General features: G+C 42.0%; 13 protein-coding genes. 5 read left to right on the top strand and 8 right to left on the bottom strand.

Annotation, left to right across the window (positions count from 1 at the left end):
* The coding region (locus tag FFM57_RS05815; protein ID WP_137599586.1) for a transposase domain-containing protein at positions 1-270 on the top strand (270 nt) is incomplete at its 5' end.
* A gap of 71 nt (positions 271-341) precedes the next feature.
* Here FFM57_RS05815 and FFM57_RS05810 read toward each other — a convergent pair.
* A complete protein-coding gene (locus tag FFM57_RS05810; protein ID WP_137599585.1) occupies positions 342-1682 on the bottom strand; it encodes a nucleotide sugar dehydrogenase in 1341 nt (446 codons plus the stop codon).
* A gap of 1445 nt (positions 1683-3127) precedes the next feature.
* Between FFM57_RS05810 and FFM57_RS09975 the strand changes: the two genes are divergently transcribed.
* Positions 3128-3322 carry a type II toxin-antitoxin system Phd/YefM family antitoxin gene (locus tag FFM57_RS09975; RefSeq protein WP_307722994.1) on the top strand — a complete coding sequence of 65 codons (195 nt, stop codon included), beginning with the start codon at positions 3128-3130 and terminating at the stop codon, positions 3320-3322.
* Between the two features lie 46 nt (positions 3323-3368).
* Here FFM57_RS09975 and rfbD read toward each other — a convergent pair whose 3' ends face one another.
* The 6 genes from rfbD to FFM57_RS05775 all read right to left on the bottom strand — a co-directional run bounded on the left by rfbD (position 3369) and on the right by FFM57_RS05775 (position 7922).
* A complete protein-coding gene (rfbD, locus tag FFM57_RS05800; RefSeq protein ID WP_137599584.1) occupies positions 3369-4211 on the bottom strand; it encodes a dTDP-4-dehydrorhamnose reductase in 843 nt (280 codons plus the stop codon).
* Between the two features lie 90 nt (positions 4212-4301).
* Positions 4302-4784, bottom strand: a complete 483-nt coding sequence (locus tag FFM57_RS05795; protein WP_137599583.1) for an SRPBCC family protein — start codon at positions 4782-4784, stop codon at positions 4302-4304.
* 111 nt (positions 4785-4895) lie between these two features.
* Positions 4896-5543 (bottom strand): amino acid ABC transporter permease, encoded by a 648-nt coding sequence (locus FFM57_RS05790; RefSeq protein WP_170999910.1) that lies wholly within the window; start codon positions 5541-5543, stop codon positions 4896-4898.
* A 30-nt stretch (positions 5544-5573) separates the two neighbouring features.
* The gene (locus FFM57_RS05785; RefSeq protein ID WP_137599581.1) at positions 5574-6284 is read right to left on the bottom strand and encodes an amino acid ABC transporter permease; all 711 of its coding nucleotides are present in this window, start codon (positions 6282-6284) and stop codon (positions 5574-5576) included.
* A gap of 62 nt (positions 6285-6346) precedes the next feature.
* Positions 6347-7177 (bottom strand): transporter substrate-binding domain-containing protein, encoded by an 831-nt coding sequence (locus FFM57_RS05780; protein ID WP_137599580.1) that lies wholly within the window; start codon positions 7175-7177, stop codon positions 6347-6349.
* 16 nt (positions 7178-7193) lie between these two features.
* The gene (locus FFM57_RS05775; RefSeq protein ID WP_137599579.1) at positions 7194-7922 is read right to left on the bottom strand and encodes an amino acid ABC transporter ATP-binding protein; all 729 of its coding nucleotides are present in this window, start codon (positions 7920-7922) and stop codon (positions 7194-7196) included.
* Between the two features lie 320 nt (positions 7923-8242).
* Here FFM57_RS05775 and FFM57_RS05770 point away from each other — a divergent pair, with 320 nt between their 5' ends.
* Entirely contained in the window at positions 8243-9337 is a 1095-nt protein-coding gene (locus FFM57_RS05770; protein ID WP_137599578.1) for an LCP family glycopolymer transferase, read from the top strand.
* A gap of 118 nt (positions 9338-9455) precedes the next feature.
* Here the strand turns inward: FFM57_RS05770 and rlmD are convergent, their stop codons facing one another.
* The gene (rlmD, locus tag FFM57_RS05765; protein WP_137599577.1) at positions 9456-10832 is read right to left on the bottom strand and encodes a 23S rRNA (uracil(1939)-C(5))-methyltransferase RlmD; all 1377 of its coding nucleotides are present in this window, start codon (positions 10830-10832) and stop codon (positions 9456-9458) included.
* A gap of 111 nt (positions 10833-10943) precedes the next feature.
* Between rlmD and recX the strand changes: the two genes are divergently transcribed.
* On the top strand, positions 10944-11735 hold the full coding sequence (gene recX / locus FFM57_RS05760; protein WP_170999909.1) for a recombination regulator RecX: 792 nt from the start codon (positions 10944-10946) through the stop codon (positions 11733-11735).
* Positions 11732-12889: an A/G-specific adenine glycosylase gene (gene mutY / locus FFM57_RS05755; protein WP_137599575.1), complete on the top strand. Its 1158-nt coding sequence runs from the start codon at positions 11732-11734 to the stop codon at positions 12887-12889. Before recX ends, mutY begins: the two co-directional genes overlap by 4 nt.
* Positions 12890-13041 lie beyond the last annotated feature (152 nt).

Here is a 13041-nt window from a genome sequence, read left to right as displayed (position 1 = left end):
GATGGACGTTGCGCGCTTTCCAATAACCTAGCGGAACGCAGTATTCGTCCCACAACCATTGGTCGAAAGAATTGGAATTTTTCAGCAAGCACCCGTGGTGCGACTTCGAATGGTATCGTATACAGCTTAGTGGAAACAGCTAAAGAAAATGGCATCCAGCCCACAAAATATTTTGAATTTTTATTTGAACATCTACCTAATCTTTCAAGTTTGTCGGATCTTGAAGCCTATTTACCATGGGCAGATCAAGTTCAACTTGCTTGTAAATAAATAGGCAATCACCTCTACATCCATTGTAGAACTGCGATTGCCTATTTGACATATACTCGTTTACTTCCCGCTTACGAACCGTCTGCCAAAGTTGGTTCGTAGACAATGACTGTTACACCTTTAGCTTTAATTCGTTTCATAACCCCTTGAATACTACTTTGGCGGAAGTTGTCGGAATTACTCTTCATTGTCAGACGATACACCCCAACAGTAACTTCACGCTCTTTGTCTTCTGACCAACTACTGTTTGCTTTGTATGTTCCAGCAAGCTCTAATACATTGTCGGCAATAAAATCTTTCCGTGTACGATTACTCTCTACAATAGCGGTCATCATATTTTGTGGAACAGCATCGTAGTTAGCTAAAAGTTGCTTCGTGTCTTTCGGTAAGCAATATCCGCCATAACCAAAGCTTGGATTGTTGTAGTGGCTACCAATTCGTGGATCTAAGCCGACACCGGTGATAATGTCTTGCGTGTTAAGGTTTTTCATTTCGGCATACGTATCCAATTCATTGAAGTAGGAGACCCGTAGAGCAAGGTAAGTATTAGAGAAGAGTTTCACGGCTTCTGCTTCAGTAAAGCCCATAATGAGCGTTGGGATGCTTTCTTCTAAAGCACCATCTTGCAAGAGTTGGGCAAATTCTTGTGCTTTAGCAGTCAAAGCTTGGTTCGTCTTATCCGTGCCCACAATAATACGACTAGGATAGAGGTTATCATACAAAGCTTTGGACTCCCGCAAGAATTCTGGTGAGAAGAGGATATTCTCTGTTTTATATTTTTCACGAATGCCAGCGGTGTATCCCACTGGAATGGTGGATTTAATTATCATAGTAGCTGCTGGATTGACTTTGAGTACGAGTTCGATGACTGTTTCCACAGCTGAGGTGTCAAAGTAATTTTTTTGACTATCATAATTGGTAGGCGCTGCAATCACCACGAAGTCCGCATCTTGGTAAGCTGCTTCTCCGTCTAAGGTAGCCGTTAAATCCAATTCTTTTTCAGCTAAATATTGCTCAATGTAATCGTCTTGAATTGGTGATTTTTTATTATTAATCAAGTCTACTTTTTCAGGGATGATGTCAACGGCGGTTACGTGATTGTGTTGCGCTAAAAGGGTAGCGATAGAAAGACCTACATAACCTGTGCCTGCTACGGCAATCTTGCGGGGCGTATGGGCAGTCGTAGCCGTATTTGTGGTTTCTTCACGGAATAAAGCAGTGGGCTCGAAGTCCAGAACCTCAGCTAATTTTTCAAGTTGGGGAATGGAGGGTGTATAATCTTGGGCTTCTAAACGGCCCAACATCGTCCGATTCATTTCAGCCAAGTCGGCCAATTGTTGTTGGGTCAGTTTCTTTTCTTTACGTAGGGAATACACTTTGGTAGCTAATAATTCGAGGGATAATTTTTTCATAGTGTTGTAGCTCCTTTGATGTTTAAAAGAACATTATTTTGATATTCTAGTTTTACTTAATACGCTTATTTTACCATTGTTAGACGTAATGTACAATTTCAATAAGCAAAAATTTGAATATTTTAAGCTGGGAATATGTCCATGAATAAATTTGCTTTTTAAAACATCATTGAGAGTGCTGTGTATTTTGGGGAATTTAGTGTATTCTTTTATTTTAACCGATAAAAAATCTCTGACTATCAAAAATAGCCAGGGATTTTTTGCGTACCTTTATAGTAAGAGCGCAAGATTGAGAGGTTCTTGCTGTTATCCAGGTGTAGTTTATATGGACTTTGGCCGTCTCCCACCCATCAACCGACTAATTCTAGAAAAAAGTTGGTGTCGAGGAGGTCATATGAAAAGCTCGACTCCCTTGGTCAGAAATTGAGCAATAAGCGAAGGCCAACTGAAAATTTGCTTCTTAATTTTTATGTTGGACTTACTTATTGCCGAAATTTCTAGGGAGACGAGCTAGACATGCCAATGAAAAATCGCTGGAAACGGGAAAGGTTGAGAGAAAAATGCTTACGAGCATTTTGCAAGTTCTATTGGTTGTTAAAGCAATCCTTGATATTGTTAGAGCAATTGTGGAGCTTGTACAAACAACTAAAAAAGACTCTAAAGAGTAATCTTTAGAGTCCAACCGAATAAGGCTATCGCCATGTAAATGGGAGAGATACTGACAATATCTTTCCCCTACACCTGAATTATAGCAAGGACGAATGGGAAAGGCAAGCTATGGAGAATGTACACGCTGAATATCTTATTCTCTATATTAAAGATTAGTCGTGTTTGAGAATAAAAAAATTACTAGCTTTCAAAATACTTTGCATATCTTTATAGTAAGTGCGAAAAATTGAGAAGTTCTTGCTATCATTCAGGTGTAGTTCACATGGACTTTGGCCGCCCCCGAAGCAACAATTAATCTATTCTAGAAGGAATGTTGGTGCTGAAGGAGACGGATGCCAATGAAAGAATCGCCAGGAAGCGGGAAAGGTTCTAAAAATGCTGGAAAGCATTTGGCAAATTTTGATGATTGTACGACTAATCATCGAAATCGCCCATGAACTAAAAAAAGACCCTAAAGAGTAATCTTTAGAGTCACAACTTGGCCATTGCCATGTAGAAATTGGAAGAGGTATACCCAGTACCTTTTCCCTACACCTGAATTATAGCAAGTACTGTTTTAAAAAGCAATTGTCAGAGGTGTGTGTAATGAGGGGAGGTTAATCATACCTGATGTATGCTAGTTTTCGATCTTTTTGGGGTCTTATTGTTGATTTTTGATAAAGTTAAGCACGTAATAAAGATATAACTTTGATAGAATTTGGATAAGAGGTGAAGAAAATGCTACAAATTAGACCAGTTTCTGATTTGCGAAATAAGTTCCTAGATATTAAAAAATAGTGAACGATGGAGAACCTGTTTATTTGACGAAGAATGGTTATGGCTCAATGGTTGTGTTAAGTTTAGAGGCATACTCTCAGTTAACAAATCCCGTTGATTCATTTTTAGATGAAGCAGACCGACTGAGTGAAAAGGACAAGACAAGATTATCGCATGAGGAAGTTTTTGATAATTTGCGAAAAAAATCAAAATAGCAGCTGCCGCCCAACAACTAGGGAAGCAACTGCTATTTTTTATATGTTATTCGGTAATTTCAGCTACCATCTTAGCTAAGGCTTCTTGCCAAGTTGGGATGGTAAAGCCGGTTGCTTTGGTTTTGCTGAGGTCCATCACGGAGTATTGCGGACGGGTAGCTTTTTGTGGGTATTCGCTACTGGTGACGGGTAAGACTTCAGTTGGGAAGTTTTTTAAAATTTCAGTCGCAAATTCAAACCAGGAGCAGCTGTTGTCGTTAGAAAAATGATAGGTGCCAAAAGCGACGTCGTTGGTTTTAACAAACAACATAAATTCAGCGAGGTTGCGGGTCCAGGTTGGGCGTCCGAATTGATCGTTAACCACCGTAATTTTATCATGGGTTTCAGCTAAGCGGCGCATGGTGTAGACGAAGTTGTGACCGTATTTGCCAAAGACCCACGAGGTGCGAATGATATAGTAGTTTTGTAAATATTTTGCTACCATTTGTTCACCTAATAGTTTGGTGCGGCCGTATTCATTTTGGGGATTGGGGGTGTCATCGGTGGCGTATTGGCCATCTTTTTTTGTGCCATCAAAGACGTAGTCCGTGGAGATATAAACTAAAGTAGCACCGACTGCAGCGCAAGCGCGGGCGATATTTTCTGTCCCCACGACGTTAATCAATTCGTCCATTTCTTTACCTTCGTCTTCGGCTTTATCCACTGCAGTATAAGCGGCACAGTGGTAAACAAAAGTTGGTTTGTGCGCTGCAAAAAAAGTATCGACAGCTTGGCGGTTGGTGATATCTAATTCTTGGACATCAGCGGCATAATAAGCCACGTTGTTTTCATCTAAAAGTTTCGTCAACTCTGTACCTAATTGACCTTTAGCACCAGTAATTAAAAGCATTTCTTTTCCTCCTTAAAAAGTCTCGTTTCATTATAACATAGAAAAAAACCGTGGCGGGAAAATTTCCCAGCGCGGTTTTTAAAATTCTGGTTAAACTTTTGTGGATGCTAAGAGGCGTTCTTTGTAATCGGCTTCAATCATCTTAAAGCGCTCCGCATCAAAGGTATAAGGACGTTTTTCCGCTACTGCCCGCAAGTGATGCATTTGTAAAGTCCAGCCGGCTAAGTCCCGTACTAAATCAGGAAAAGTAACTGGTGCATCTTCTACGAAAGTGAGTACTGTTAGATCCGCAGCCAATTCGCGGAGTGTGAAAGTGACTGTCGCTTCGGCCCAACCGTAGGAAAGCGTGTAGGGTTCTTCCAGCTGAAAGAGGGGCAAATCTTCTTGAATGCCATTTGCATCAAAGAGTAAGGCTTCTTTTTCTTTAAAGTCGTCGGCGCTAATTTCAGGAAACCACTTGTGATACCCCTGTGTAGTAGTGAGGAGTTCCCAACAAACTTGTTTTGGCGCTTTAATGACGGCTTCAATCTGGAGAATCGTCTTGGTCGTTTGGCAGTCGAGGCTAACTTTCATCAGAGGTCCCATCCTTTAGTAAAATATGGCAGTAGTTAAAATGTAAACGCGTGCAGAGCTATTATGCCATGCTTTAAGTTTGCTGTCAATTTCACCCCAATTTTTTATTGTTTAACGGGCGTGAACCCAGCTGCGAGACAGCCACTTGGAAAAGAGGGACAAGAGGTAATTGACGATAAAATAGATGACAGCTAAGAAAGCGTATAAGACGAAGACCTGTTCCGAGGCGTAGTAACGGCCCATCAAGATTTGCGCTTTCCCCGTTAAATCTTGAATCGCGATAACGGAGTATAAGAGGCTAGTATCTTTAATGACTGTGGTAAATTGGGAAACAATGGCCGGTAACATGCTGCGGAGTGCTTGTGGCAAGACCACGTAAATCAAAGCTTGGAAACCGTTCATACCTTGGGAGCGAGCGGCTTCATCTTGACCTTTAGCTACAGCATTTAATCCGCCCCGTAAAATTTCCCCCACAGCCGCGGAAGTAAAGATGGTGAAGCTGACAATCCCGGCTGGATAGGAATTTAATTTAAAGAGAATAAAGACGACATAAATCCACAGCAGGTTAGGAATATTGCGGACGATTTCAATGTAGGTAGTAGCTAGCCATTTTAAGGGCTTAGGACCGTTGTTCCGCAAAACTCCGAGAATAGTTCCGAAGACGAGACTTAAAAGGATAGCCACGGTGGAAATGTAAAGGGTGGTCTTAAGACCTTCCCACAAGAAAATCAGATTGTTAGTAGTGAAAAGTTGTTGCATGTATTCAGCAAATGTCATGAGACCACCTCCTTAATAAGCGCTTTTGCTGCGTGTTTCTAAGTAACTAGCTAGCTTAGCCAGTGGGAAGCACAGAATAAAGTAAAGGGCACCGGCAAAGACGAAGGCCGGTCCGTAGTATAAGTTGTAGCCTGACCAAGAGTTAGCCATAAACATAATGTCTGGGCCTGTGACTAAAGCGATTAAAGAAGTATTTTTGATTAAAGAAACGACTTGGTTGGTAAATGGCGGTAAGAAGATGCGCCAAGCTTGAGGTAAAACAATTTCTTTCATCGTCTCTAGCCGCGTCAGTCCTTGAGAAAGCGCCGCTTCTGTTTGGCCTTTAGGTACAGCGGCAATCCCAGTACGAATGACTTCTGATACATAGGCGCCGTGATACAAGCCAACGCAGACAATACCAATGGTGGTGACACTTAAGGTTACTCCGAAAAGGGGCAAACCAAAGTAGACGAAGAAAATTTGAATCAGTAAGGGGGTATTTTGAAAAAAGTTCACATAGGAGCGAGAAAATCCCCGCCAGCCGCGATGCGTAGAGGAGGCCATTACGCCAAAGACCACACCCAGTACGACGGCTAGAAAGAGTGCGCCTAAAGAAATTTGAACAGTATAACCAAAGGCTTTCCAGAAAATCCCTTGCTCTTTAAAAAGCGCCGCCCATTTATAATCGGCAAAAGGACCATCGCCTGTAAAGGGATTAGTAAAGCCTAAAAGATAATGCGTCATGAGAGCCATCCTTTCTATTATTTATTTTTATTAAAGGTATGCTGTAAAGTTAAGACTAATTTTTATTGATTGCTAGTGTCTTTAATGTTCCATTTGTCGAAGAGTTCTTGCATCACGCCATCGCTACGGAATTCAGCAACAGTTTCATCTAGGTAACTAGCCAGTTCTTTATTGGCTAGTTTGGTGGCGATGCCGTATTCTTGTGGCGCAAAGCCAATGTCTAGGATTTCTGTTTGCTCATCGACATATCCTAATAAGATGGATTTATCTACGGAAAAGGCATCAATTCGGCCTGCGCTTAAGGCGAGTTTCAACATGGGATAAGTCCCAAACTCACCAAATTTAAAAGTCAAACCGCCTTCTTCTTGGCCTTGAGCTTCGATGGATTGTTTCGTGGTAGCTGTTTGCGCTACACCGATAATTTTTCCGTCTAAGGAAGCAAGGTCAGTGAAGCCATCTTCCTTGCGTACGAGGAAACCAACTTCATCTGTATAGTACGGTGCAGTAAAGTTATATGATTTTTTGCGATCTTCTGTGATGGTGAAAGTTGCAATCACCATATCGATTTCGCCATTATCTAAAAGTGGTCCGCGAGTTTTGGCGGTTACACCAATAAATTCGACGTTTTCTGCTGACCCTGTGATGCGTTCAGCTAACTTACGAGCAAGGTCAGCTTCCATTCCTTCCACTTGACCAGTGTCAGGATCTTGGTAACCAAAGCCTGGAACGTCAATTTTGACGCCGACACGTAACTTACCACGACTTTTAATTGTCTCTACCGTTGTAACACCTGTGTTGGTGGCAGTATCTTCTGTTTTTTTGTTACAGGCTCCTAAAATAAAAATTCCTGCAGAAAGGAGAAGGAGCGCCGTAAATTTTTTTAAATATTTCATTTTGTGGCCTCCTTATTTATTTGTGGAGAATTTTACTTAAGAAGTTGGTAACCCGTTCCCCTTGATCTTGGGTGAAGAATTCTTCAGGTGGGGCAGCAGCTTCAATTCTACCATCCGCCATAAAGACGACTTTATCCGCCACTGAGCGAGCAAAGCCCATCTCGTGGGTGACCACCACCATGGTAATGTTCATTTCTGATAAATCAATCATTACGTCTAACACTTCCTGAATCATTTCAGGGTCTAGAGCCGACGTTGGTTCATCAAAAAGAATTACTTCTGGATGCATATTTAAGGCTCTAGCAATAGCCACCCGTTGTTGTTGTCCACCAGAGAGTTGGCTCGGGTAAGCATGGGCTTTGTCGGCTAGGCCAATCCGTTCTAAATATTCCATCCCCGTGCGTTCAGCTTCTGATTTTTTAACGCCTTTAACTTTAATCGGCGCTAAGGTTAAGTTTTGTAAAACAGTTTTGTGAGCATACAAGTTAAAGTTTTGGAAAACCATTTGAACTTGGGTCCGCACTTTATTGATGGGAGCTTTTTTATCGGCGATATCGATGCCGTTAACCGTAATACTACCGTCTGAAACGGTCTCTAAGCGATTGATGCAACGAATCAAAGTAGACTTACCGGAACCGGAAGGCCCAATGATGACAACTTTTTCACCGTCTTCAATCGTTAAGTTGATATCTTTCAACACATGGTGGTCACCGTAATATTTGTTGACGTGGGATAATTCGATCATACTCTCACTCTTTTCTTATGAAATTTTTCAGCAATAGTTCAATTTTAGCAAAAAATATCAAATTAATAAACAAATTCTTTTTAATATGAAAATACGTCCGTGAAGATGGTGATTCCCTTAAATTTCCTTTGTTTATCTTTTTCGAATTTTTAAGAATTATAACAAACTGACAAAAAGAGGTCAATAGTTCGTGTTAGATTTTCTGACATGAAGAAGCGATAGTTCGGGAAACGCTGATGGAAAGAGCTGCTCTTGCCAAGCTGGAAAAAGTATGAGAAAATTTTTAGTGCAACCAATTACGAAAGCAATGAGGAACCTTCATGAAACTTTGGCAAAAGATTGTTCTTTCTCTAGTCGGCTTGTTGGCAGTAGTGGTCGGAGTCGTCTGTGTTTACGGCATAAAAATTGCTGGCGATGCTCATACTACGATTGATAATATGTACGAGTCGGTGGAGCGAGAAAGAGAACCGGAAAAAGTAGTCGCGGACTTAGAAGCCTCTAGCCCTTTTTCTGTTTTATTACTAGGAATTGATAGTGGTGGTTTGGGTCGGACGGAACAAGGTCGTTCTGATACCACGATTGTCGTGACGGTCAATCCGCAAGAAAAGCGCACCACCTTGTTAAGTCTGGATCGTGACATGTATGTGGAAATGGTGGGGAAAGAATCTTATGATAAGTTGAACCACGCTTACGCTTATGGTGGTGTATCCATGGCGATTGCGACGGTGGAAGACTTACTGGATATTCCTATTAATCATTACGTGACGATTAACTTGCAAGGGCTTAGCGACTTGATTGATGCAGTGGGAGGGATTACGGTAAATAACCCTCACAATTTTGAACTGGACGGCGTGACGCTTTATCAAGGAGAGCAGACGGTGAACGGGGAAGAAGGTTTAGCTTACGCTCGCTACCGTAAATACAACCCGACTACTGGTTGGGGGGATCCCAATGGCGATATCGGTCGGCAAGAGCGGCAGCGAGAAGTTATTCAACAAGTCATGAACAAAGTGATTTCTTTTGATGGGGTCACTAAGTATCAAGATATTTTAACGGCTGTCGAAAATAATATGAAAACTGATTTAAGTTGGAACGACTTATTGGCGATTAAAGATGGGTACTTGTCTAGCTTAACGGATGTCAGCTCGTACCAATTGAGTGGCTACGGCGAAACCCGCAGCTATGGCTACTATCAGTTTTTAAATGCCGACAACTTATTACAAGTACAAAATTATATGCGCAATGAATTAGGCTTGTCGCAACTAACCGAGCTTGAAAGCAGTAGTGAATACACCAATGGCTACAACTACGGTAAAATGTTTACAGACCAAGTGGATGAAAACTCCTTCACTTTTACGGAAGACGAGTCGTCTACTTCTACTACGAGTAGCGCTGCCACGGTGGCGAATAACTAAGATGAGAAGACCATTATTAAAATATCCTGGACTGCAAGAAGATTTTTTTGCAGTCCAGGATATTTTTTTCTAGTGTATTTTAGAATACACTTATTTTTAAAATGAAGACAAAACTTTTTTAGTTGCGCCGAGTCAGTTTGACTACCACCTCACAGCGGGCAGTTTGTGGGAACATATCGACGGATTGTAAGTACTCAACTTGATAAGTTTGCGCTAAAGTTTTTAAGTCGCGGGCTAAAGTAGAGACATTACAAGAGACGTAGACTAATTTTTGCGCTGGAAATTGTACCAGCGTTTTAAGGAGTTTAGCGTCAAGACCGGTGCGGGGGGGATCCACCACGATGGCATCAGGACGGAAGCCGTCTTTTACCCATTGGGGAATTAAAGTTTCAGCTGTACCCACGTAATAATGAGCATTAGTGAGGTGTAGCGCACTGGCGTTTTCCCGCGCATCTTTGATGGCTTCTGGAATGATGTCCATGCCCCGGACCTCGCGGGCCAGTGGGGCCAAGGATAAGCCGATAGTGCCAACGCCGCAATAGGCATCCACTAATGTTTCATTAGGGGCTAGAGCCAAGGCTTTGCGAGCCTCATCATACAAGACTTTCGTTTGGCGGGGATTTAATTGGAAAAAGGCGCGGGCCGACAAATCAAAGGTTAAGGCAGCTAATTTTTCCGTAATGGCGGGAACACCCCAAAGTAATTTCGTTTCTTCACCAAAGATGATGGAAGTTTTGGTAGGTTGCACGTTTTGCATGATACTCACCAGTTGAGGAAATTTAGCAGTGAGTTGGGCAATCATTTCTTTAGCTCGCGGCAATTTTGGCGAATGGGTCACGAAGACGAGCTGGGCTTGACCAGTTTCTACGCCACAGCGGACGACTAAAGTTTTCACGATACCGGCATTTTTTCTTTCATCATAGATGGGGACTTGAAATTTTTCCAGCAAGTCGCGGGTAAAGTTGACGACTTCTTGGGTGATGGGTTCTTGGACTAGACAATCCGTTAAAGAAACCAAATCGTGAGAATTGGCTTTAAAAAGACCGGCGATGACTTGGCCATTTTTTTCTCGCACTGGGAATTGGGCTTTGTTGCGATAATGCCACGGCTCATCCATGCCGATTGTGGGTAGGAGTCGATAATTTTCAAAGCCTGCTGGTTTAAATTTTTGCAAAGCTTGTTTTAAGAGGGCGACTTTAAAATTTAATTGACCGGCATAACTTAAGTGTTGCAACTGGCAACCGCCACATTCTTCATAGATGGGACAAGGTGGGACTTGACGCTCTGCTGATTTTTTTAAAACTTTTTTAAGCGCAGCTTCAGCGTAACCGGGGGTGACTTTCGTGACTTCCACCACGACTTTTTCTTTAGGTAAAGCACCCGGAATAAATAAAATTAATTTTTGAAAATAGGCGATACCTTCACCGTTAATCCCTAGGCGTTTGACAGAGACGGTGAGTTGCTGGCCGATGGAGACGATATTTTTAACCGACATAAAAAGCTCCTTTATAATTCAGTGCTTTAATTCTACTCTGAAACGGACGGTTTGTACAATTTTTCCGAAAGGGATTCTGTGGTAAAATACAGAAGGAATGGAGGAGATTTTGTGGCCGAAATTGAAAAAATTACCCGCCAAAAAGAATGGTACCAGCTGCACTTAACGAGTGGTGAAAAACTTTTAGTATCAGAAGACCAGTTGGTGCGCTACCGGTTGTTAAAAGGACAAGAAGTGACGCCAGAGTTGTTGGCCGAAATTAAAAAAAGTGGTGCCCAAGAAGTTGGCTTACAATTAGCTTATCATTATTTGAGTTACCAATTACGCAGCGAAAAAGAGGTCGTAAAATTTTTACGGGAAAAAGAAGTTCCTAATTCAACGATTAAAGAAATTATTTGGCGTTTAAAAGAGCTGAATTTAATTGACGACCGCACGTTTGCTGAAAGTTTTGTGCGAACGCAAGCCAACGTTGGCGATAAAGGACCGCAAGTGGTGGCGCAAAAGTTAAAAGAAAAAGGGGTAGCGCCGGAAGTCATTACGGAAGCTTTATTGCAATACCCACTGGAACAACAAATTAGTGTTGCCCAACACGTGGCCCAGCGTTTTTTAAAACGTTCCAGTCAAGATTCTTTTAAAGTGCGGCAACAAAAAGTCAAAGTTCATTTAGCACAAAAAGGATTTAATCAAGAGGTAAGCCAAAGCGCTTTAGCTAACTTAGCGCCGGAAAAAGACGACGAGCAAGAAGCTGAGTTGTTAGAGCGGTTAACCGCCCAAGCCTTTCACCGCTATCGTAATTTACCCCAAGATAAACGGCGGCAAAAAGTCAAAGAAACTTTATATCGCAAAGGTTTTCCTTATGACGAGTTGGCTAGTTTGGTGGATAACTTTCAGGAGGAAGAATGACAATTGATTTAAGAAGGGCTAAAAAAGAATTCCAGACTGACTTTTTAACGTGGTACTATGCTAACGGACGCCATTATTTGCCGTGGCGCCAAAATCGGACGCCCTATGGTACGTGGGTCTCAGAAATTATGTTGCAGCAGACGCGAGTAGATACGGTGATTCCTTATTACGAGCACTTTATGGGCCTCTTCCCGACAGTGGAGGCTTTGGCCCACGCGCCAGAAGAAGAACTTTTAAAGTCTTGGCAAGGTTTAGGCTATTATTCTAGAGCTCGGAATTTAAAAGCTGGGGCTCAACAAGTACTGGCGGATTTTAATGGTGAACTGCCAGCGAACTTAGCTGACCTGCAAAAAATTAAGGGCATTGGCCCTTATACCGCTGGCGCCATCAGCTCCATGGCTTTTCAACAGCCAGTAGTTGCCGTAGATGGGAATGCTTTTCGCGTCACCACCCGTCTGTTAGCTTTAGATGATGATATTAGTTTACCGAAAACCGCCAAAAAAATTGGCGCTATTTTAGAAGAAGTTGTCCCGAAAGAAGCACCAGGGGATTTTAATCAAGCTTTGATGGATTTAGGTTCCAAAATTTGTACGCCAAAAAATCCCCAGTGTGCCAGTTGTCCGTTACAAAAATATTGTGTCAGTGCAGCGCGGGGCACACAGCTAAATTATCCAGTGAAAACGCAAAAGGTCAAAGTGAAACCTGTTTATTATGTGGCGTTAGCTTTAAGTGACGGTGCTGGGAAATTTTGGCTAGAAAAACGAGAGAACGCTGGTCTGTTAGCAAATTTCTGGCATTTTCCTTTACTAGAAGTGACTAAAGCGCAGTACACAGCCTTAACGAGCACAGTAAGTGTTAGTACTGAATTGGTCGCTGAAGAAACGCCAGACGAGGCCTTCAATGACTTCTTGGCGGCTGAAGTCACGCCGCAGTATCCAGCTTTTATTTTTCAAAAAAGAACGCTAGGGACAATTCAACATATTTATTCCCACTTGAAGTGGCACGTGGTTTTAGCTTACGGTGTCTTAAAAGCCGACGACAAAGTTGAACTGCCAGGGGAATTTGTCGACTTAACGCAAACCGCTCACCCGTTGCCCAAAGCCCAATTAAAGCTCAATCAACTGTTGTTGGCTGAAGGCAAATTAAATAAATAAGCAGAAAATTCAACATTAAAATTTACCGGAGTTTCCAAGAGGCAAACGTTCCTTTTTAAATAAATGATTTCCGCTATTTTTTTAAGACGAAAAACTTTTCCTATGCTATAATTGGGAAGAGTTCGGTGTAGCTACACCCAAATTTTAGGAAA

The sequence above is a fragment of the Enterococcus nangangensis genome, from assembly GCF_005405245.1.
In the GTDB taxonomy this organism is placed as follows: Bacteria; Bacillota; Bacilli; order Lactobacillales; family Enterococcaceae; genus Enterococcus_J; species Enterococcus_J nangangensis.
The sequence above is the reverse complement of the archived record's forward strand: the minus strand, read 5'-3'. Positions and strand labels throughout refer to the sequence as shown.

Coding starts and splice junctions, on each gene's coding strand:
- FFM57_RS05810 (WP_137599585.1), bottom strand. CDS start 1,682: ATGAAAAAATTATCCCTCGAATTATTAGCTACCAAAGTGTATTCCCTA.
- rfbD (WP_137599584.1), bottom strand. CDS start 4,211: ATGCTTTTAATTACTGGTGCTAAAGGTCAATTAGGTACAGAGTTGACG.
- FFM57_RS05795 (WP_137599583.1), bottom strand. CDS start 4,784: ATGAAAGTTAGCCTCGACTGCCAAACGACCAAGACGATTCTCCAGATT.
- FFM57_RS05790 (WP_170999910.1), bottom strand. CDS start 5,543: ATGCAACAACTTTTCACTACTAACAATCTGATTTTCTTGTGGGAAGGT.
- FFM57_RS05785 (WP_137599581.1), bottom strand. CDS start 6,284: ATGACGCATTATCTTTTAGGCTTTACTAATCCCTTTACAGGCGATGGT.
- FFM57_RS05780 (WP_137599580.1), bottom strand. CDS start 7,177: ATGAAATATTTAAAAAAATTTACGGCGCTCCTTCTCCTTTCTGCAGGA.
- FFM57_RS05775 (WP_137599579.1), bottom strand. CDS start 7,922: ATGATCGAATTATCCCACGTCAACAAATATTACGGTGACCACCATGTG.
- FFM57_RS05770 (WP_137599578.1), top strand. CDS start 8,243: ATGAAACTTTGGCAAAAGATTGTTCTTTCTCTAGTCGGCTTGTTGGCA.
- rlmD (WP_137599577.1), bottom strand. CDS start 10,832: ATGTCGGTTAAAAATATCGTCTCCATCGGCCAGCAACTCACCGTCTCT.
- mutY (WP_137599575.1), top strand. CDS start 11,732: ATGACAATTGATTTAAGAAGGGCTAAAAAAGAATTCCAGACTGACTTT.